Here is a 21,649-nt window from a genome sequence, read left to right on the forward strand (position 1 = left end):
CTTCTAAATCAATTAAGTCTTCCAGGGTATTTCGTTTCATTCTTTACAGAATCGTTGGTATGATACCTATATAAGGTACTAATAATCCCCTTTTATTGTGGAGGTCTACGATGAAACAAACATTTTTTTCGATTCTAAGCATGGTTTCTATTTTTACAATCTCTATTTCCCCAAGTCCGATGAACAATCACTCTTCACAAGTTTTTGTTACAAGTCAAAATTACCGTTCTACTCAAAGCGATCATGAACTTCCAGCACACAGTAACGGTGTTAAAACGCTACCACCCTATGGACTCCCCGATGCACCCCTCTATGGTGCCATCGCTTGTTTTGTAATTGGTTTGATACTCATTGCAAATCAAAATCGATTCAGAAAGAAAAAATAATGCTGTGAAGTCTTTTTGACCTCAAATATTTGTCGCGTCATTGAGGCAATTTTGAAGCAAATATTTGACATCGATTTTCCTTTTAGTATAAACCATCGTGCGATTGCATTCTCGCGTTTATTAGTTCCACTTTGAAAAGAACAATACGGGTCACACTTATATATCTTTACACCCAACCGCTTAACTGTAGTCCCTAATGTTTTAAATTCGAGTCCATTATCTACTGTTATCGATTTGTTTGTTATTTTATTTTCTTCAATATATTTTCGAATTTTGTTTAATGTGTAATAATAATTTGGATATTCTACTTTAATAATCTGTGGCATATTTGGGCATCGATCCGCAATCGGTATTATCGCTAAAGATTTATGTTTCTTATCGACTCTATCATCGATAAGAAATGACGATCTCGTCACGTTTCTAAGTGTATTTAGTTATTAGGCTAATTCGAATCCCCGTTTTCTTTTCCAAGTTCCATCTCAAGTGTTTCATTGTTCCACTCATTCTCTTTTTACGTTTTCTTCTCTTATAAAAGATTCTATTTTTTTGGGGGGGGGTTAAATTTCGCCTTGAAATGGCAACAGTTATATACAAATTAGTAGTAGAATGTTGCTTCTATTCTAAAGGTGTCCTATTGCATGGGTAATTTTGAATTAAACCACTCAACAATTTTCCAAACTTATAATCCAGTTCCTCAAGTATTGAGAAACTGTGCTTGTTGACAACCTCCTCTTTGTCTTGAATTTTGTCTCAGCGATGACATTGTCAAATGTAGTTAGCCTTACGACTTAATCACCAACTGTTGAACAGATATCGTCAATCAGGTAATTACCAAACTCACTTCCTCAATATGAATGAAAGTATTAAATCGATATTAAACTTGAATTTATCTTTGCAAACGCCTTATGAAATATTTTGCTATTTTTCTTTTGACCACAACTGTGTCCCACAATCTCACGAATATATAAATCAATAGTGGTGCAGATGTAATTCTAGCTATGTCCATCCATTACATAGGTTAGGTCGCTGACTCTTACTTCAAATTGTTTACCAACATCAAATTCCCTATACTCGTCTGCGTTATAAGACAAATATTTATTGGACTAGTACTTTCTTTATTTTACGTGTTCCATAAATCTTTTAACTATCAACGAAAAACTGAATAACATGCTCAGTTTATTCATCAACTCTCTCTTGGTGTCAAGTAATAACCTCCTTGTTTATATTTGCGATTGTCAGTCACATTTACAATAACACGAAGTTTTTTTTCTGTTACAATTCTATATGCATAGGTTGGAACTGACATAGTTCCGTTCTCACACATTCACACGAATAGCGTGTGGTTTTCTAAACCGATAACAAAAAAAAACACCCCGTTATTATAAACGGGGTGAAGCTTTAATAAATCTCGAAGTAGGTTCATCTACATTGTAAATTAAAGATCATTGAATTAAGGATGCGCTAATTTCTCCGCGTTTTCCAAGTTTCTCTAAGCTTATGAGATCCAACCTATGGTTTCTCAATGAGCACTTGTTTAAAATTTAGGTCTAATTATAATTCTTTTTCACCCATTCTCTTCAAATATATTTTAATTCCAAAAACTATTTGTAATACTCCTAAGAGTAAGAATGAATAATTATTACTTATTCCAGCCGGCGGAAGAACATTTTTGCTATCACTTTGATGCATTACGGATTTAGTAATCATAGTTCCTCTCATACCATCTGTATATGGAATAGCAGAGATTTCTTCTCCACCGCTCAGTTTACGATTTAATTTGATTGAAAATTTCCCAAGTATATTAACTCTACCTTTTCCGATTTCATTACCTTTTGAATCAATTATAATAACTACATCACCAGCCACTCCGGTTCCAGAAACTAATTCATCGCCATCTTTCATTGGGTTAAGATCTGGCTTATGACTATATTTGTCAAAGACTTTAAGACTTGTAGGTGTTCCTGCTTTCCCATCCGTTTGAGGTGTGATTGTAATCACTTCATTGGGTTCTAATGGTCGATCTGTTTTCACATCAAAGTTACCTTCCGAATCAACCGTACCTTTTCCGATTTCTTTACCTTTACCATCAGTAATGATGATTTCATCACCCGGTGTTCCTTTTCCAGTCACATTGGTTTCACCCGAGCCTGGCTTATTCACCGTTGGTTTATGGGCATCTTTATCGAGAACGGTTTCTTCTGTTGGTGTTCCCGCTTTCCCATCCGTTTGGGGTGTGATTGTAATCACTTCATTGGGTTCTAATGGTCGATCTGTTTTCACATCAAACGTTCCATCTGACTTAACAGTACCTTTTCCGATTTCTTTGCCGTTACCATCAGTAATGATGATTTCATCACCTGGGGTTCCTTTTCCAGTCACATTGGTTTCACCCGAGCCTGGCTTATTCACCGTTGGTTTATGAGCATCTTTATCGAGAACGGTTTCTTCTGTTGGTGTCCCCGCTTTCCCATCCGTTTGAGGTGTGATTGTAATCACTTCATTGGGTTCTAATGGTCGATCTGTTTTCACATCAAAGTTACCTTCCGAATCAACCGTACCTTTTCCGATTTCTTTACCTTTACCATCAGTAATGATGATTTCATCACCCGGTGTTCCTTTTCCAGTCACATTGGTTTCACCCGAGCCTGGCTTATTCACCGTTGGTTTATGGGCATCTTTATCAAATACCGTCTCTTTGGTAGATGTTCCTGCTTTCCCATCCGTTTGGGGTGTGATTGTAATCACTTCATTAGGTTCTAATGGTCGATCTGTTTTCACATCAAAGTTACCTTCCGAATCAACCGTACCTTTTCCGATTTCTTTACCTTTACCATCAGTGATGATGATTTCATCACCTGGGGTTCCTTTTCCAGTTAGATTACTATCACCCGTTGTTGGTTTGTCAACGGTTGGTTTATGGGCATCTTTATCAAATACCGTCTCTTTGGTAGATGTTCCCGCTTTCCCATCTGTTTGGGGTGTGATTGTAATCACTTCATTAGGTTCTAATGGTCGATCTGTTTTCACATCAAAGTTACCTTCCGAATCAACCGTACCTTTTCCGATTTCTTTACCTTTACCATCAGTAATGATGATTTCATCACCCGGTGTTCCTTTTCCAGTCACATTGGTTTCACCCGAGCCTGGCTTATTCACCGTTGGTTTATGGGCATCTTTATCGAGAACGGTTTCTTCTGTTGGTGTTCCCGCTTTCCCATCCGTTTGGGGTGTGATTGTAATCACTTCATTGGGTTCTAATGGTCGATCTGTTTTCACATCAAACGTTCCATCTGACTTAACAGTACCTTTTCCGATTTCTTTGCCGTTACCATCAGTAATGATGATTTGATCACCTGGGGTTCCTTTTCCAGTCACATTGGTTTCACCCGAGCCTGGCTTATTCACCGTTGGTTTATGAGCATCTTTATCGAGAACGGTTTCTTCTGTTGGTGTCCCCGCTTTCCCATCCGTTTGAGGTGTGATTGTAATCACTTCATTAGGTTCTAATGGTCGATCTGTTTTCACATCAAAGTTACCTTCCGAATCAACCGTACCTTTTCCGATTTCTTTACCTTTACCATCAGTAATGATGATTTCATCACCTGGGGTTCCTTTTCCAGTCACATTGGTTTCACCCGAGCCTGGCTTATTCACCGTTGGTTTATGGGCATCTTTATCGAGAACGGTTTCTTCTGCTGGTGTCCCTGCTTTCCCATCCGTTTGGGGTGTGATTGTAATCACTTCATTAGGTTCTAATGGTCGATCTGTTTTCACATCAAAGTTACCTTCCGAATCAACCGTACCTTTTCCGATTTCTTTACCTTTACCATCAGTAATGATGATTTCATCACCCGGTGTTCCTTTTCCAGTCACATTGGTTTCACCCGAGCCTGGCTTATTCACCGTTGGTTTATGAGCATCTTTATCGAGAACGGTTTCTTCTGTTGGTGTCCCCGCTTTCCCATCCGTTTGAGGTGTGATTGTAATCACTTCATTAGGTTCTAATGGTCGATCTGTTTTCACATCAAACGTTCCATCTGACTTAACAGTACCTTTTCCGATTTCTTTGCCGTTACCATCAGTAATGATGATTTCATCACCTGGGGTTCCTTTTCCAGTCACATTGGTTTCACCCGAGCCTGGCTTATTCACCGTTGGTTTATGAGCATCTTTATCGAGAACGGTTTCTTCTGTTGGTGTCCCCGCTTTCCCATCCGTTTGAGGTGTGATTGTAATCACTTCATTAGGTTCTAATGGTCGATCTGTTTTCACATCAAAGTTACCTTCCGAATCAACCGTACCTTTTCCGATTTCTTTACCTTTACCATCAGTAATGATGATTTCATCACCTGGGGTTCCTTTTCCAGTCACATTGGTTTCACCCGAGCCTGGCTTATTCACCGTTGGTTTATGGGCATCTTTATCAAATACCGTCTCTTTGGTAGATGTTCCTGCTTTCCCATCCGTTTGGGGTGTGATTGTAATCACTTCATTAGGTTCTAATGGTCGATCTGTTTTCACATCAAAGTTACCTTCCGAATCAACCGTACCTTTTCCGATTTCTTTACCTTTACCATCAGTGATGATGATTTCATCACCCGGTATTCCTTTTCCAGTCACATTGGTTTCACCCGAGCCTGGCTTATTCACCGTTGGTTTATGGGCATCTTTATCGAGAACGGTTTCTTCTGCTGGTGTCCCTGCTTTCCCATCCGTTTGGGGTGTGATTGTAATCACTTCATTAGGTTCTAATGGTCGATCTGTTTTCACATCAAAGTTACCTTCCGAATCAACCGTACCTTTTCCGATTTCTTTACCTTTACCATCAGTAATGATGATTTCATCACCCGGTGTTCCTTTTCCAGTCACATTGGTTTCACCCGAGCCTGGCTTATTCACCGTTGGTTTATGGGCATCTTTATCGAGAACGGTTTCTTCTGCTGGTGTCCCTGCTTTCCCATCCGTTTGGGGTGTGATTGTAATCACTTCATTAGGTTCTAATGGTCGATCTGTTTTCACATCAAAGTTACCTTCCGAATCAACCGTACCTTTTCCGATTTCTTTACCTTTACCATCAGTAATGATGATTTCATCACCCGGTGTTCCTTTTCCAGTCACATTGGTTTCACCCGAGCCTGGCTTATTCACCGTTGGTTTATGGGCATCTTTATCGAGAACGGTTTCTTCTGCTGGTGTCCCTGCTTTCCCATCCGTTTGGGGTGTGATTGTAATCACTTCATTAGGTTCTAATGGTCGATCTGTTTTCACATCAAAGTTACCTTCCGAATCAACCGTACCTTTTCCGATTTCTTTACCTTTACCATCAGTAATGATGATTTCATCACCCGGTGTTCCTTTTCCAGTCACATTGGTTTCACCCGAGCCTGGCTTATTCACCGTTGGTTTATGGGCATCTTTATCGAGAACGGTTTCTTCTGTTGGTGTTCCCGCTTTCCCATCCGTTTGGGGTGTGATTGTAATCACTTCATTGGGTTCTAATGGTCGATCTGTTTTCACATCAAAGTTACCTTCCGAATCAACCGTACCTTTTCCGATTTCTTTACCTTTACCATCAGTAATGATGATTTCATCACCCGGTGTTCCTTTTCCAGTCACATTGGTTTCACCCGAGCCTGGCTTATTCACCGTTGGTTTATGGGCATCTTTATCGAGAACGGTAGATTTCGTCTCCATACCCTCTATATCATTCGTATAAGGTATAACTTTAATTTCCTCATTGCCAATTAGAGGACGAGATACATTAATAGTGTAAGACCCATCATCATTGACAGTTGTTTCGCCAATATTTATTCCATTGCCATCTTTTAGAATTAATAAATCACCCGCGATTCCCTTACCTTTTACAATAATATCATTTTCTACTGGTTGTTCAATCGTTACTTTATGCTTCTCACGATTATAAACAACAAGATTTTCTTTATTACCTTTGATGCCATTTGTAATAGGTTGTCCTGTTATAATTTCGTCACCAATTAAAGGTCTATCTACTGTAATGTCATAATCTCCATTTGAATCAACGACACCTTCACCGATTTTTTCTCCCGAAGAATCCGTGAATACAATTGTATCACCTGGAAATCCAGTTCCAATTATTTTCGTGTCTCCTGAACTAGCTGGATCAATTACAATATTATGTTTGGCTGCATCGTAGTCTTCAGCATAATTATAAATTACTGTAATATCTGTTTTTCCAACTTTTCCAGATTTTGTTCCGCTAACAGTTGTTTGTGAATATCCCTCGATTGGATAGTTTTCTAAAAAAATGTAGGACTGTGATTGGATTCCTTTTTTAGTCACAGCTGGCTTGATTTCTTTTCCATCACTCATAAATTTAGCTGTTACATTCACAAATTTTGGTATTCCTGCAAACCCTTTTCCATATGTATAAGCAATGTTGGAACCATCGTATCTAAATTTACCGTTATAGATGTTTCCAGTTCTGTTCTGATCAGGAGTATATTTGTACGTACCTGCCTTGTGATCAACATCAAGATTGGTTCTAGAATAGACTTTACGTTCAACATTGAGACTGGTGTTCGAGAACTCTACAGTTTCACCATAAGTTTTAGTACTTCTATTATAGGGCGTATACGCCAAAATACCGTTTTCTCGATTTATAGATAATATAATGTTAGATTGATTCTCATTTATTTCTGCAACTTCTATAGTCATATATTTCTCTATATTAGTATTATACCCGTTGGATTTATTAAAGTTTGGGTCCGTTAGAGTAATAATATCACCATCGCTCACTGTCGAAGCATTGATATTTGTAATAAAAGCATTACTTAAAATTAGTGTCAAAGAAAAAGCTATATGTAAAAATTTTTTTAACGTTTTTTTCATTGTTCCTCCTTAATGTACTCTATAAGATTAAGTTATTCTTTATTGCATATTCATAGACTTTATAGGTAACCCCTCCCTTAATATAGCAACCTAAATCAGTGAAAAATATGACATTACAAACCAATTCTATCAAACACATAAAATATATCGACTTATCTGCTGCGATATCACTATGATTTCGTTTTCATTCATCCTAAGTTCACAAACTGCTTTTAGAAACTTAAAGCAATGTTTTTACCTCAAATGAAAGAGAGCGTTTAATGGTATATTGAATATTTAACAACTCAATTCGTGATTACCCCAAAAATTTCCAACAACGCCTGAAGCAAAAAGTGAACTCGTATTGATGGAAGAGAACCGTAAACTCAAACAAAAACTCTCGGATTCCGCGAAGAAAATAGGCAAGTAATTTATGATTTCATTAATCAGTATAAGTGCCACCTTGGCTTATGTTAATTATTTTAGCAGTGTGGTGTTGATGCCGATGATTAATATAACTATCTCAATAATATCAGCAGTGATTATTATCAAAAGAAGAAATTGGTTTAAGATAGAATTAAAGATTTTTTCATTCAACAGGCGGCAAGGGCTTAAACTTAGCAAAACCACAGTTCACAAATTTATGAATCAAGAGCTTCAGATCTACTGCGTACCGGCTAAGAATCATCTACTCTACGTCGAAGGAACAAAGCACGAACTTTTTCCTAATCGCTTCAAGACTTAAATATTGAGCAACAAAAAACATTTTAGTGTACTGATTTCACATATATCCAAGGTTTGAATGTAAAGTCTCAATAGAACTGCAGTATTCTAGACCTCTCAGACCGAAGCATTATTAACCTAAAATGAACAACCAAAGCATTTAAGTCTTTAGAATGATCAAGAAAGTCAATTTGCTTCATACAATTTCAAAGAATTTTGTGTAGAAAATGAAGTGACTCAAAGTATGAGCAAAGGCGGATGCCCTTATGATAATTAAGGAATAGTGCGATTCTTTAGAACTTTGAAATTTGTGCTTATCAACCGTTACCAATTTAATAGTGACAAACAACTTGAAAATGCTATATCATAATATTTGTTTAGATGGTATGACTAGATTAGACCACATGCATCAAATGATTATAGAATTCCAAATGAAATTAGAAATACTTAAATCTATTTATCCACCAGAGTTACAAAAAAGTTTGACCACTACAACCATACGGGTACACTAAGATATAAAAAACCATCATCATATTCCTATGACGATGGTTTTGACTCTACATATGTCGGGTAATCTCACCAACACTAATTTACAAAAAACCTCATTATAAAACATGCCGTGCAGATTGAACGTATAATAATCAATATTTGGTATAACGATATGTACCGTTAGTATACTCGCAAGAGCTTATTTCCTTCACATCTTGAATCCCAATATCATTTAGTATACATTCTTCCTGTAGTCCTGCCAGTTCAACTTCATTTTTATTAAATTTACCATCTGAAATTACCAAATAATTAAGTTCATCTACCTTCGATTCTATAAAAACAATCTGTCCATTTGGTAATAATTCTGCTTTGGAAATTTTTGAGGTTGTTTGAATACCCTTCATTCGCATGCTGTAATAAAAATCTGCGACAGACAAATTTGATTTCTTAAGATTAGTTATTATAAAATTATCGTTATAATAAAGTAATATTGGTTCTCCATCAATAATTTTTCGAATTTTTTTTACCCAAGTTTTAATAAAATCAAGAATTTTAATGAAGCTTCCCCAAAGTACAAAAACTAATATAACGTCAAAAACGCCTATTTCTGAATTATATATAACACCACCAACGAGTCCACCGAGTACATAGTTGTTTATGTGATCACTTGGACTGGTTGGTGAAATATTTCTTTTACCAAGTAATTTTGAAAAAACAAGGACAGAAAAAAAACTTACAATAAGCTTTAAAAACAGTTCGAAATAAAACATGATTTGTATTCTACTCACAACTAATAGCAATGTTAATTTTTGATAGACGTTCTACAGCGCTTAGAATGTGTTTTATTATTCGCTTTTGTATATCAAAGTATAACTCTGTCGCACAAAACTGTCCTTGATATTTTGGCGATACATCTTCTCTGAATTCACTACCTTGTAAATAAAATAGCCAATCAAAACTTTTAAAAATACTCTTAGACAATTTAATTGCAAACCATTTTTTAAAATAAAAATTGATTTTATAAAATATATTTTCTTTCATAACTACCTCTTTCAATCTAAAATTTCATTATAAGTTTTATAGGCTTAAATTGATTTTTATCTCTTCTTTACGACCATTTACAATCAGTCTATCAGTCTATTTTTAAAAAGAATATAATCTATGAGTTGAATCTAGTTTTGAACGCTATCCTCATATAGTGAAAAGCATCTCTACACTCTCCTTAATCTTTCACGAATACACCTCAATACAAAAAATAAAAAAGATACTCTGTATCCTATCAAGATCTTTAAACCCATGTAACTATATTTTTTTGCCAACATACGAAGCAATATTATGTATTACCTTTTTTTGAAAAAAGTAGACAAGATTGATTACTTGTCTACCTTTGATTTAAGAGTTCAATTTCGATTTTTTCTGATACTTAATGGAGCTAACGATGTGAGCACTAATCCAATTCCAATTAAAAATAAATTGTTATTTGATAAACCTGTTGGAGGAAGTGCTGTCGGATTCGCAATACTAACGCTTAACTCCCACTGTGCTACATATACAGTATTTTCTGTAACAGTTTCGGACACTTTAGGACTCCAACCCTTAAAGCGATAACCCTTTCTTTGTGGAGTTCCGACATATTCAGGCGTTAGACTTCCTTCTTCAATACCTCCATACACTTGATCTTTAAAACTGTCTTCATCTTGAATACCATCTCGGTATACTACTTCATATGTCTTTTTCACTTCAATATTCTTTTCCCACTGTGCTACATATACAGTATTTTCTGTAACAGTTTCGGATACTTCTGGACTCCAACCCCTAAAGCGATAACCCTCTCTTTGTGGAGTTCCAACATATTTAGGGGTAAGACTCCCTTCTTCAATACCCTCATACACTTGGTCTTTAAAGCTGTGTTCATCTTGAATACCATCTCGGTATACTACTTCATATGTCTTTTTCACTTCAATATTCTTTTCCCACTGTGCTACATATACAGTATTTTCTGTAACAGTTTCGGATACTTCTGGACTCCAACCCTTAAAGCGATAACCCTTTCTTTGTGGAGTTCCGACATATTCAGGCGTTAGACTTCCTTCTTCAATACCTCCATACACTTGATCTTTAAAACTGTCTTCATCTTGAATACCATCTCGGTATACTACTTCATATGTCTTTTTCACTTCAATATTCTTTTCCCACTGTGCTACATATACAGTATTTTCTGTAACAGTTTCGGATACTTCTGGACTCCAACCCCTAAAGCGATAACCCTCTCTTTGTGGAGTTCCAACATATTTAGGGGTAAGACTCCCTTCTTCAATACCCTCATACACCTGGTCTTTAAAGCTGTGTTCATCTTGAATACCATCTCGATACACAACTTTGAATACATCTCTTTTCACATTAGGTTTATCACTATAAATAAAAATTCTACCATAACTCTGATTATTTTGATCTTTTAGAGTTACTTCTAGAAAATCTTCGGAAAAATTAATATTTTCTATTTCTTCAGTAGTAAACTCTACGATATTTTTACCCTCGTCATATTTACCAGCAGCAATATTGGTAAGCTTAAAATGGAACTTCTTGACTGCATTATTACTTACACTTGGAACTATGAACTGATTTAAATCAATATAATATTTATCATCGATTCCTTTTTCCATATCTAATATTACTTTATGACGGTCCATGTCATAATAAAGGCAACTCTCATCACACATAGTAAAAAGCGACGAATCAACGATTCCATTACCATAACTTTTATCAAAGTTTTCATTATTTATATCAAGCATTTCTAATTGCTTTAAAGATTCTATACCATCCATTTTTGTCAGATTATTTTGTGAAGCTCTAAGATTTTTTAGATTCGGGAATACATCTAGACCTTCAAAACTCGTAAGATTATTTCCATGTAAATTTATATTTCTCAAGTTTTGATTATTGTTTTTTAGCTTACTTAAATGATCATTTGTCAGATCTAACATTCTTAAGTCGATATTTACTAACGATGGCACTCCATCAATTGGAGCTAGAGCACTTGGATTCTCTATAAAAACAGGTGAGTAATTGTATCCAATAGACAACAAAGTTAGCACGGGTAATTGCTCAATTCCTGATATGCTCTCAATTGGCGATTCGACCACCATAAGACTATCGAGCTCCTTGAAATTTTCTACTCCTTCAAAATTCTTTAGACTTTGTTTCCGTAGATAAATATTCTCTAGTTTTCTAAGACTTGCAATCTCAAGAAAAGACTCCATATCAACTAATTCACCAACAGCTGGATTAAATGTCTTAATCTCATCTAACTGTGATTGTGAAACAAGATCTGACGTTGTTAACGATAATTTATCAGCAACAAATTGAGCAATAGAGGGTCTTTTAAACCACTCATTGATAGGTTTAGTCTCATCCGCAAAAGCGAAAATTGGTGAAATTAACAGACAAAACGAAAGCGTAAGTAAAAACAAACTATTTCTTTTTTTCATAATTTTCTCCTCATCAACTACTAACATGACTTCTGAAGCAATAATAAACATCGATATAAAATTTTTACCCCATTTATTAAAAGGGGTAATAACTTATAATTCTACGATTATTGAGAATCCTACAGTTAAATATCACGCTCCTTATTTATCACTACCATAACACAAATCTTTTTTAACTAAATTTTATTTTCATTTATATCACAATTTTTCAAGCATATTTCATCAAATCCAATAACTTCAGAGCTAAAAAACACCTTATTCACGACGATTATTTTATAGACAGAAAATCATAACAAATTTGGAAACTGACCACTGTTAATGGGTCTCCACAAAAAAAGTGTCTATCCTCTTGAGGTTAAATTGGAAGCAATTAGGCTGAGACAAGAAGGGTATAGTGTTAAAGAAATTCAAAAGTTATTAAATATCAAAAGTGAATCACAGGTATATACATGGGGGTATTGGTATCGAGATGGTGAACATCATAGACTGTCACAACCCATTGGGAAACAATATAGTAATGGCTTAGGCCCTGAAGGATCTACCACCGAAGAATCTTTGATGATACGTAATGAGATTTTGGAGCAGCAAGTAAAGATACTAAAAAAGTACAAGAAGATGGAAAGGAAGTGGTATGCGAAGTATTCCTAGAACTTGTCGATGAATTTAAAAGTATCATTCCAGTCAAATCAATACGAGAGCTCTTCAACATTTCAAAATCAACTTATTATCGTTGGAAACAAAGATCAGTAGAAACAAGTCTTACTGAAAATGAAGAGATAATCATTAAACTCTGTAATGATACAACCTTCAACTACGGCTATCGCATGATTACAGGGATACTTAAAAGAGATGGATATCCTATTGGAAAGAACACGCTTCAAAGAATTATGCAACATTTCAATCTTCAGTGTCGCGTTAAGCAAAAACGTCAAAATCTCTATAGAGGAAAAGAAGCTCTTGTCGCGAATAATGTTATGAATCGAAATTTCAAAGCAACGCGTCCACTAGAAAAACTATCCACAGATATTACTGATCTTCCTTGGGGAGAAACTAACTTTTACTTGTCGTCGATTATGGATTTATATGACGGCCAAATTATCGCTTATACACTTAGAACAATTCAAGATATTGAATTTGTATCAAATACAGCCACTCAACTCCCAAAGATTATGAGTGAGTGCACAATTCAAATAATCAAAATTCGCTCTATACATCGTGTATACACTAAACATCACAACAACACTCGAATTCAAGCAAAACTGGGATTCATGTCTCCGGTACAATACCGCGAGTCACAAATCCCAGCTTATTTTTTATTAGAGTCCCACCATGCGGGGACTCTAACTTTAGCACCAGTCTTTTTTGAGAATCATTCTATTCTTAGAGGTTAATTACAAATGAGAGTCATCAATGATTGTGTCTACAAACAGTTTCATAAACGCTCTCCCATCGACAGATTGTGCAATGCGAACATTGCGATGTTCTTTCAATGGATTGTACATAATTTGCTTACCAAAGTAAGCGACGGTTGCACCGCGTGCCAAGCTTCCTTCCAATTCAACATCCACATGAACGGGGTCGGAATAAGTGCACAAGTGTGGGTGTGCAACCAATGCTAGCGTGATGATATCATCCATAGGGAATCCAGATAAATCAAAGAACTCACGCCAAATATCAATATAGACTGGAAATTTGTGAATCATGTACTCGATTACATCATTACGTTTTCCGTACGTTTCGAGATCGTATAAATCATCTCTTGAAAGCATCGACGCTGCGAAATCATTGTTTTCACAGATATCAAGTGGTACTAAAGTGATGTCATCGATGTCTGCATTAAGTACAATCTTTGCGGCTTCAGGATCTGCCCAAATATTGTATTCTGATAAAGGTGTGATGTTTCCGGCAATTTGGAAATTACCCCCAAGCGCAATAACTTGCTTGATTTCGGACGCAATTTCCGGGCATTTTTGTAATGCCACGCCGAGATTTGTCATTGGTCCCGTTGTCACAATCGTAATTTCATTGGGGTTATTTTTCACTGTTTCAATGATATAATCGACAGCATTCATTGCTTCTGCTTCTTGAATTGGTTTTGTTTGCGCTTCATTGAAGCGATCCAAACGTGAACCCAACTTATCCCGGAGTAACTCATGGAAGTTAACAGGATCTCCGTGTTCAGTGGAAACAGGTTTCATCGGTTGAGCCATACCTGCATACACAGGAATGTGACGGTGTGTAAGGGCAACCGTATTCAATGCAACCCATGTAGCCTGTTCAATATCGCCACTTGCTCCACAAACTGTCGTGATCGCCTCAAGATGCGTTTTCGGATCTAAAACACCAAAGATTACAGCTAAAATGTCATCGCCAACAGAATCTATATCCAATATCACTCTATTCATCATATTCACCTATTATCCTATCTACCATCTTATTGGTATGGGGTCTTAAGAATTGTACAATCGGGCCCGTCATAACAACTGCCACGATGGTACCAACGCCTGCTGTCCCGCCCAAAAAATAACCTACAATAACCAAGGTTAAATCGCCAATAATGCGAACCATACGATAAGCGACACCACTTTTATCCGAAATAATTTCGGAAATCAAATCAACTGCACCGACACCTAAATTAGCACGAATGTATATGGGGATTCCCGATGCCATAATCCCACATCCGATAATCATCAACACCATCCGAATACCAACTGAAAAATCTGATGGTAAAATCCCCATTAAGATTGTACTGGTAAAATCTGCTGTGTATCCGATTAAAAAAATCGCTAAAAAAGATGAAATGTTAATAAACTTGCGATCAATGATGAAAACGATGGTTAGAATAACCAGATTCATCAAAGCGGATGCATCTCCATAACGGATCCCAAGTTGTTTGGCGAGACCCAGTTGAAAAACACTTGCTGGGTCAACACCTAATTGACTAAAAATAAAGATTCCGACACCGATTCCTGAAATCATCAATCCAATTGCTGCAATCAAGATACGTATCGGTAGTTTTTTATGTTTCATAATCGACTCATTGCCTTAAAGAAGTTTTCAACATAGACTTCTCGGTTGACACCCTTTAAGAATTTGACATTTTGGGGGCGTTTTACGCCAAAGATTTTTTCTTGATAGTTAATCGTATCTACAACGGTCATTCCATAGGTTAACGTTCCTTGTGTTTCAACATCCACATTACATTGAATGGATTCAAACATTTCAGGATGAACAAGTGCTCCAATTACAGTTGGATCATGGAGTGTGCAACCTGGAAAACCTTCAACCTCATAATGATATTTACTAAAATAATCAATCAACTCCGCTGCGAATACAGATCCTTTATTTCCTTGGGCTCTTAATATTTCATTTTCTTCTCGTGTTACGTATGCTTTTTGCGTAACATCTAAACCGGCCATTAAAATCTCAATCTCACTGTTGAAGACAACTTTTGCAGCTTCAGCGTCTGCCCAGATATTATACTCAGCAGCTGGCGTATAGTTTCCAACCGTTCCACCACCCATCAACGCGATCAATTCTATCTTGTCCATTAAATCAGGTCTCATACGTAAAACCAATGCGATATTCGTTAAAGGTCCTAGAGGAACCAATGTAATTGGCTCCTTGCTTGCTTCAAGAGTACGAATTATAAATGAAACAGCATCCTCTTTAATTGGATCAAAACCACGTTCAGGGAGTTCGGGTCCTTCAAGTCCCGAATCACCATGCACTAATTCGCCACCAATTTCTAAATTACGTACAAGGGGTTGGCTCATACCGACCGCAACCGGAATCTCATGATGTCCTAATAAGGTTAGAATACGAAGTGTGTTTTCTGTAACCTTACTTAACGTTTGATTTCCTGCTACCGTAGTAATACCTAATATATCTAATTCAGGTGATGCAAGTGCCCACATAATGGCCATTGCATCATCGTGACCTGGATCACAGTCAATAATTATTTTGCGCTTCATGCTTAATGCTCCCTTCAAGTGCTAATCTCATTTTTTTCTTTTCATTTTCGCGTTTAACACGAATACTAAATACTACCAGTCCAACAACAGACACAACATAAGGAATCATTTGAACCAATTCCGTCGGAATGGAGGTTAATTGTAAAGCGTAAGACCATGCTTCTGCGAAAGCAAAGAGAATTGCCGCTAAGCTTGCGCCAAGAGGTGTTGATTTCCCCATTGCATCAGCTGCCATCGCAATAAATCCACGACCTGCTAGCATGTCTTTCGAAAACCAACTTACATAGCCCATTGACATGTAAGCACCGGCGATTCCACCTAAAATCCCACTAATGGCAAGTGCAATCATTTTTGTTTTAAAAACACTTTGACCTACGGACTCCAAAGATTGCGGTGCCTCGCCTGCTGCACGTATTCGAAGTCCCATTGGTGTTTTATAAAGTAAAATCCATACAGCAATAATAGCAATCACCGCGATATAGGCAACGACATTATGTCCCGAAAATATCGTATTCAATACAGGGATGTCCTTAATGATTGGAATATTTATATTTGGTAGTACCCCTGAATTTAAGGAACTGGTTGTGCCCTTATCTCCTGTGATCGAATACATAAAGAAGATGGTTCCACCGGAAGCCATGGCATTAAAAGTAATAAACGTTAATGCACTGTCCGTTTTGAGTTTCAGTGAAACGTATCCAATAAATAATGATGCTAGGATTCCCGTAATGACAGCAATCAGGAGACCAAACCAAGGTCCAAGCCCAAATGCACTGGACAATACAGCGACAAGTGCTGATGTAAGCATTACCCCTTCAAGCCCAATATTTGTAATCCCAGCATTTGAAGTGATGACAGCTCCCATCGTCGCAAGTAATAATGGAGTCGCAACACGAATAATGGTATCGTAAAATGAAGTGGTAAAGATCATTTGAATGTATTCCATTATGCAACCTCCTTACTTAGCTCACGCGTTGAAATATCAACGGTCATCTTATGACGCCATTTTGCAAGGAATGCGTTTGCGGCAATGAGAATGATTAAAATTCCTTCAATAATTGCGACAATTTCAGGTGCTACACCGGATTGACGATACATATAGTCAGCACCAATACGGATGTAAGAAACAAAGATTGCTGCAAGTGGAATGAATTTTGGATTACCTTTAGCAATAATATTTAAAACAACACCATCGAAACCAAATCCTGGCAACGCCATCCATTGAAAACGCGTATACAACCCAAGCATTTCAACACCACCACCAATACCTGCAACAAATCCTCCAACAAGTTGAGCTAACATGATAATTCGTGGTGTATTCATTCCTACACTTTTCGCAAATTCTTCATTATTACCAGTAACTGTAATTTTATAGCCCCATTTTGTTTTATTAATAAAGAAGTTAACCGCAATCACGAAGATTGCGACAATCACGATTCCTAGGTGAAGGCGTGTGTTTTTTAAGAGTACTGGCAAACCGACGCCGTCACGGAATGGATAGGATGCTGCATAGGCAGAATTAATATCCCGAATATAATGGTTGAAGAGATACGTTCCAAAATATAAAATAATCGTATTTAACATGATGGATACCACCAATTCACTGACATTCCACTTAACTTTTAGATATCCTGGAATTGCGGTTATAATACTTCCGACCAACCCAGCACTCAATATTGCTACGATCGTTACAAAGATAGGATGACCACCCATAAAAATGGCAATGGTTGCTGCAACCAAAGAACCAAAATAAAGCGCACCCTCAGCTGCTAAGTTAAACTGATTGGCTCTAAACATAACACTCACTGCTAAACCTGCAAATGTGAGCGGAATTGCTTTTTCAATAACCGTACTAAAGCGACGTACAGATGTTAGTGGACCAATAATTAAATCAATAATGGCTTGCACTGGATGGGGTGTAAACATTGCTAGAATTCCAAACGAGACACCAAATGCAATAACAACAGCAATCAAGAGTCTTACAATTTCAAACTTACGCAGAAATTTATCCATTTTTGTTCGTTTCATTTTAATCTTCTGCACGTTCTTGCCCTCCTGGGTTTTGTTGTGTTTTTACCCCTAACATGTAATATCCGAGTTCTTCCTCAGTGAGTGTTTTTGTATCATCGAAATATGCGTTAAGCTTCCCTGAATACATAACTGCAACACTATCACTGAGTTCTAATATTTCATTCAAATCTGCGGAAATCAAAATAATTGCTTTGCCTTGATCTCTTAATTCGATAATCTTCCGGCGCAAAAGTTCTGACGCACCAGCATCAATGCCACGTGTGGGTTGGTTTGCGATAATAACGGTCGATTCATCCAACAATTCACGAGCGGCTACAACTTTTTGCATATTTCCACCCGATAACATTAAAATTGAACGATTGATTGAGTCGGTGACAATTTCAAATTCTTTAACCAATTCTTGAGCCTGATGGTTCATTATATGACGATCGAGAATGATATTCCCTTTTTTGGTAAACGATTCAATTCGATTGGTAAACATATTATCTACAATCGACATGTGGGGTGCGGTTCCTGTCTTGAGACGGTCTTCTGAGATAATACTTAATCCACAATCGCGAATTGCTTTGGGTGTATAGTTTTCAGGTTCTTTACCATTAATTGAAAAGGAACCCTCTTGCATCGTTGTCATTCCACTCAAGATATCCGACAATTCAGATTGACCATTGCCTTCAACACCAGCAACTCCCAGAATTTGTCCGGCGTAAACATCCAGTGAGACATGATCCACAACGCGTTTCCCGATATCATTGATTGCAACTAAATTTCGTGCAGATAAACAGACATCACCACGTTCCATTGGTTTTTTTTCAATTTTCAATACAACATCACGTCCGACCATATTTTTTGAGATATCTTCAACACTAGTATCACAAATATTTTTAGAGACAACTGTACGACCATGACGCATGATTGTCACACGATCACACAGTTCCATAATCTCATTCAATTTATGTGATATAAATACAATGGTGTGTCCTTGATTTTTTAACATCTTTAATTGTTGGAATAGCTCTGTCGTTTCTTGTGGAGTGAGTACTGCCGTTGGCTCATCGAGAATTAGAATTTTTGCACCACGAACCAACGCTTTAAGGATTTCCGTTTTTTGTTTAACACCAACGGATACATCCTGCACTTTTTTGGTAATATCGATATTAAACTGATATTTTTCATTATATTCACGTGCAAGGCTAAGCATCTCTTTTTCATCGAGAAATAATTTTCCACGTGTTGGCTCATCGCCAAGGACAATATTTTCAGCAATCGTGAGTGATTCAACCAACATAAAATGTTGGTGAACCATCCCGATCCCTAAATCGATTGCTTTTTTAGAGTTTTCAATCGTAACCGCTTCTCCATTAAGTGTTATCGTACCACTATCTGGACGTTCCATCCCAAAGAGAATTTTCATTAACGTTGATTTACCAGCGCCATTTTCTCCAATTAAGGCATGAATTTCGTTGGTCATCAATTTCAAATTTACATCTTTATTTGCGACAACACCATTGGGGTAAACTTTCAATACATTCTCTAAATTTAGTAATTCTTGCATAATAACCTCCATACCTTAAGAATTGAGTTGCATCAATTCTTAAGGTGCAACACTTGTTTTAATGCTGTTTAATATTTCTGTAGACATACCGATTGCAGTACTTACTTCGATTTCACCTGCAACAATTTTTTGTTCAATTTCTTCAAGGGCAGCAATCGTTTCCGGCTTCATGCTTGATGTGAAGACATCATTTTTAGCCAATCCAACAGCTCCCTCTTTAACACCTAATTGTTCTGCTGATCCTAGAGGTAGTTTATCTTCTTGATGAAGTTTCACTGAGTTAAATAGAACATCTCCAACACGTTTAACCATCGAGGAAATAATGATATCCGCAATATCTTGTTTATTGTTATTGCTATACATTGCAGATTGGTCACTATCCACACCAATGATGTATTTGTTTGTTTCACGAGCAGCTTCAATGGTTCCTAATCCTGTAGGACCTGCTGCTGGGAATATAACATCAACACCTTTATTGGCTAATGCAATTCCTAATTCTTTCCCTTTAGCTGGATCATAGTAGTCTCCCGCATATGTTGCGACAACTTTAATATCTTCATTTACGTATTTAGCACCTTCGATGTAACCAACTAAGAAGTCATTAATTGGAGGAATATCCATTCCACCCAAGAAGCCAATCATCGGTTTTTCATCAGCATTCGGTAATTCTGTAGTCATATAAGCGCCTAAAGCACCCGCTAAGAACGAACCTTCATTTTGTTTAAAAGTTGCTGAATATACATTGTCTAAGTTTCCTTTACTGTAATCGACCGCGTTATCAATTAAGATAAATGTTTTATCTGGATATTGTGGTGCAATTTGTTGAATTGGATCAACCATTGAAGGTGATACCGCAATAATAATTTTTGCTTTTTCTTCAGCTGCATCCGCTAGAGCGGGTTCCCATTTTGATTCGTCAGAACCAGTTTCAATAACTTGAATTGGTAATCCCAAATCTTTTTCAACACGTTTCATTCCTTCATTAGCGGAGTCAAAGAAACCAAGGTCACCCAAGTTTCCATTAACAATCAAGATCACGCCATCTTCTGAAGCGGAATCCGTTGTGGAACTACATCCCACAGTCACAAGTAATAACACAGCTGCAAACAAAATTAATTTAAACTTTTTCATCGTTTTTCTCCTTTGAATGATGTTAACTGAGCTAAATCTTTATAATAGGGTATTGATGGTGCCGCTCCATAACGACTAACACACAATGCTGCGGCCTTTGATGCATCGTTTAATACCTCTTGGATTGGTTTGTTGCGACTCATACCCGCTACAAAATATCCTGCAAACGTATCCCCAGCTCCGGTTGTATCGACAGCCTTGGTTTGAAAAGCAACCTGCTCGATGATGCTTCCTTCATAGAGACACACGCTTCCTTTGCTCCCAAGCGTTAGTACACAATTTAAATCTGGGTACTTCACTTTAAATGTATCCAGAATGGCCTCCGTTTCCGTGCAACCACTCATCATTTCTGCCTCAACTTGGTTCATAATCAACCAACTGATCTTATTTAAATCAATTTGCTTTAGACTTTCAGTAAGGGGGGACGGATTAAGAACAATGGTCATTCCACGTTTGTGTGCTTCATTGACCACGTACTCCAACTCACTGATTTCATTTTGTAAAACAAGCATGGTTTCGTCATCAAACTGAGTTAAGACATTATCAATATACTCATGATCCACGCTTCCGTTTGAACCACTGTAAACGATAATGCAGTTTTCACCAATTTCATCAACCTGTATGATTGCATGCCCTTGCAAGATGTCATCCATCTTGACCAAATGTACATCAACTTCGTTCTCTTCTAAATATTCCTTAAGTACATTCCCTCCATTTCCTAAAATTCCAGCATGGCAGACATCAATGCCCGCACGCCTCATTGCAATTGACTGATTTAACCCTTTACCACCAGGATTTACTTCCAATTTTCTGACATCCTTGGTTTCTCCAGGTTGTACAAACCGGTCAAGATAGTAAACATTGTCAATATTCATTGAACCAAAATTAAGGACTTTCATTGTAATCTCCTATTCAATCAAATCGAACGCTTCGATATTAAGTTAAACGTTTAACTTAATTTAAAACTAGTATAGTTAATAATGTAAGCGTTGTCAACGGTATTTGAGTTTTTTATGGAAATCGCTTACA

Annotated in this window: 15 protein-coding genes and 2 pseudogenes; 4 read left to right on the plus strand and 13 right to left on the minus strand. The window is 37.0% G+C overall.

The window, feature by feature from the left end; genetic code table 11:
* The first annotated feature begins 110 nt into the window (after nucleotides 1-110).
* Nucleotides 111-386: a hypothetical protein gene (locus AAG186_RS07555; protein ID WP_275164773.1), complete on the plus strand. Its 276-nt coding sequence runs from the start codon at nucleotides 111-113 to the stop codon at nucleotides 384-386.
* Here the strand turns inward: AAG186_RS07555 and AAG186_RS07560 are convergent.
* Nucleotides 359-929: pseudogene (locus tag AAG186_RS07560) on the minus strand (IS30 family transposase); the annotation flags it as partial. The gene AAG186_RS07555 and the pseudogene AAG186_RS07560 sit on opposite strands and share 28 nt — an antisense overlap.
* Before the next feature lie 1,008 nt (nucleotides 930-1,937).
* Nucleotides 1,938-7,079 carry an Ig-like domain-containing protein gene (locus tag AAG186_RS07565; protein ID WP_342621565.1) on the minus strand — a complete coding sequence of 1,714 codons (5,142 nt, stop codon included), beginning with the start codon at nucleotides 7,077-7,079 and terminating at the stop codon, nucleotides 1,938-1,940.
* Between the two features lie 452 nt (nucleotides 7,080-7,531).
* On the opposite strand from AAG186_RS07565, the pseudogene AAG186_RS07570 reads away from it, so the two are divergent.
* Nucleotides 7,532-8,349, plus strand: a pseudogene (locus AAG186_RS07570) (IS3 family transposase); the annotation flags it as partial.
* Nucleotides 8,350-8,596: 247 nt separating this feature from the next.
* Here AAG186_RS07570 and AAG186_RS07575 read toward each other — a convergent pair.
* The 3 genes from AAG186_RS07575 to AAG186_RS07585 all read right to left on the minus strand — a co-directional run bounded on the left by AAG186_RS07575 (nucleotide 8,597) and on the right by AAG186_RS07585 (nucleotide 11,932).
* Complete coding sequence (locus AAG186_RS07575; protein ID WP_342621567.1) at nucleotides 8,597-9,232, minus strand: YetF domain-containing protein; 636 nt, start codon at nucleotides 9,230-9,232, stop codon at nucleotides 8,597-8,599.
* Nucleotides 9,225-9,485 carry a hypothetical protein gene (locus tag AAG186_RS07580; protein WP_003774594.1) on the minus strand — a complete coding sequence of 87 codons (261 nt, stop codon included), beginning with the start codon at nucleotides 9,483-9,485 and terminating at the stop codon, nucleotides 9,225-9,227. Before AAG186_RS07580 ends, AAG186_RS07575 begins: the two co-directional genes overlap by 8 nt.
* Before the next feature lie 359 nt (nucleotides 9,486-9,844).
* On the minus strand, nucleotides 9,845-11,932 hold the full coding sequence (locus AAG186_RS07585; protein ID WP_342621569.1) for an InlB B-repeat-containing protein: 2,088 nt from the start codon (nucleotides 11,930-11,932) through the stop codon (nucleotides 9,845-9,847).
* A 318-nt stretch (nucleotides 11,933-12,250) separates the two neighbouring features.
* Here AAG186_RS07585 and AAG186_RS07590 point away from each other — a divergent pair, with 318 nt between their 5' ends.
* Together AAG186_RS07590 and AAG186_RS07595 are read left to right on the plus strand one after the other, a co-directional pair.
* Nucleotides 12,251-12,580 (plus strand): helix-turn-helix domain-containing protein, encoded by a 330-nt coding sequence (locus tag AAG186_RS07590; protein WP_342621570.1) that lies wholly within the window; start codon nucleotides 12,251-12,253, stop codon nucleotides 12,578-12,580.
* Nucleotides 12,559-13,323, plus strand: a complete 765-nt coding sequence (locus AAG186_RS07595; protein WP_342621571.1) for an IS3 family transposase — start codon at nucleotides 12,559-12,561, stop codon at nucleotides 13,321-13,323. Before AAG186_RS07590 ends, AAG186_RS07595 begins: the two co-directional genes overlap by 22 nt.
* Here the strand turns inward: AAG186_RS07595 and AAG186_RS07600 are convergent, their stop codons facing one another.
* Genes AAG186_RS07600 through AAG186_RS07635 form a run of 8 tightly spaced genes read right to left on the minus strand, consistent with a single transcriptional unit; the run spans nucleotide 13,324 to nucleotide 21,519 of the window.
* The gene (locus tag AAG186_RS07600; protein WP_342621572.1) at nucleotides 13,324-14,340 is read right to left on the minus strand and encodes a nucleoside hydrolase; all 1,017 of its coding nucleotides are present in this window, start codon (nucleotides 14,338-14,340) and stop codon (nucleotides 13,324-13,326) included.
* A complete protein-coding gene (locus AAG186_RS07605) occupies nucleotides 14,330-14,962 on the minus strand; it encodes a membrane protein (RefSeq protein ID WP_342621573.1) in 633 nt (210 codons plus the stop codon). The genes AAG186_RS07600 and AAG186_RS07605 overlap by 11 nt, the downstream gene beginning before the upstream one ends.
* On the minus strand, nucleotides 14,959-15,906 hold the full coding sequence (locus AAG186_RS07610; RefSeq protein WP_275159090.1) for a nucleoside hydrolase: 948 nt from the start codon (nucleotides 15,904-15,906) through the stop codon (nucleotides 14,959-14,961). The genes AAG186_RS07605 and AAG186_RS07610 overlap by 4 nt, the downstream gene beginning before the upstream one ends.
* Entirely contained in the window at nucleotides 15,884-16,852 is a 969-nt protein-coding gene (locus AAG186_RS07615) for an ABC transporter permease (protein WP_342621574.1), read from the minus strand. The genes AAG186_RS07610 and AAG186_RS07615 overlap by 23 nt, the downstream gene beginning before the upstream one ends.
* Complete coding sequence (locus AAG186_RS07620; RefSeq protein WP_342621575.1) at nucleotides 16,852-17,949, minus strand: ABC transporter permease; 1,098 nt, start codon at nucleotides 17,947-17,949, stop codon at nucleotides 16,852-16,854. The genes AAG186_RS07615 and AAG186_RS07620 overlap by 1 nt, the downstream gene beginning before the upstream one ends.
* Nucleotides 17,936-19,489: an ABC transporter ATP-binding protein gene (locus tag AAG186_RS07625; RefSeq protein WP_342621576.1), complete on the minus strand. Its 1,554-nt coding sequence runs from the start codon at nucleotides 19,487-19,489 to the stop codon at nucleotides 17,936-17,938. The genes AAG186_RS07620 and AAG186_RS07625 overlap by 14 nt, the downstream gene beginning before the upstream one ends.
* A gap of 39 nt (nucleotides 19,490-19,528) precedes the next feature.
* Nucleotides 19,529-20,620 (minus strand): BMP family ABC transporter substrate-binding protein, encoded by a 1,092-nt coding sequence (locus AAG186_RS07630; RefSeq protein ID WP_342621577.1) that lies wholly within the window; start codon nucleotides 20,618-20,620, stop codon nucleotides 19,529-19,531.
* Nucleotides 20,617-21,519, minus strand: coding sequence for a ribokinase (locus AAG186_RS07635; protein ID WP_342621578.1), 903 nt, complete (start codon nucleotides 21,517-21,519; stop codon nucleotides 20,617-20,619). The genes AAG186_RS07630 and AAG186_RS07635 overlap by 4 nt, the downstream gene beginning before the upstream one ends.
* Nucleotides 21,520-21,649 lie beyond the last annotated feature (130 nt).

Origin of the sequence: Erysipelothrix sp. P66 (genome assembly GCF_038682365.1) — a bacterium.
In the GTDB taxonomy this organism is placed as follows: domain Bacteria; phylum Bacillota_I; class Bacilli_A; order Erysipelotrichales; family Erysipelotrichaceae; genus Erysipelothrix; species Erysipelothrix piscisicarius.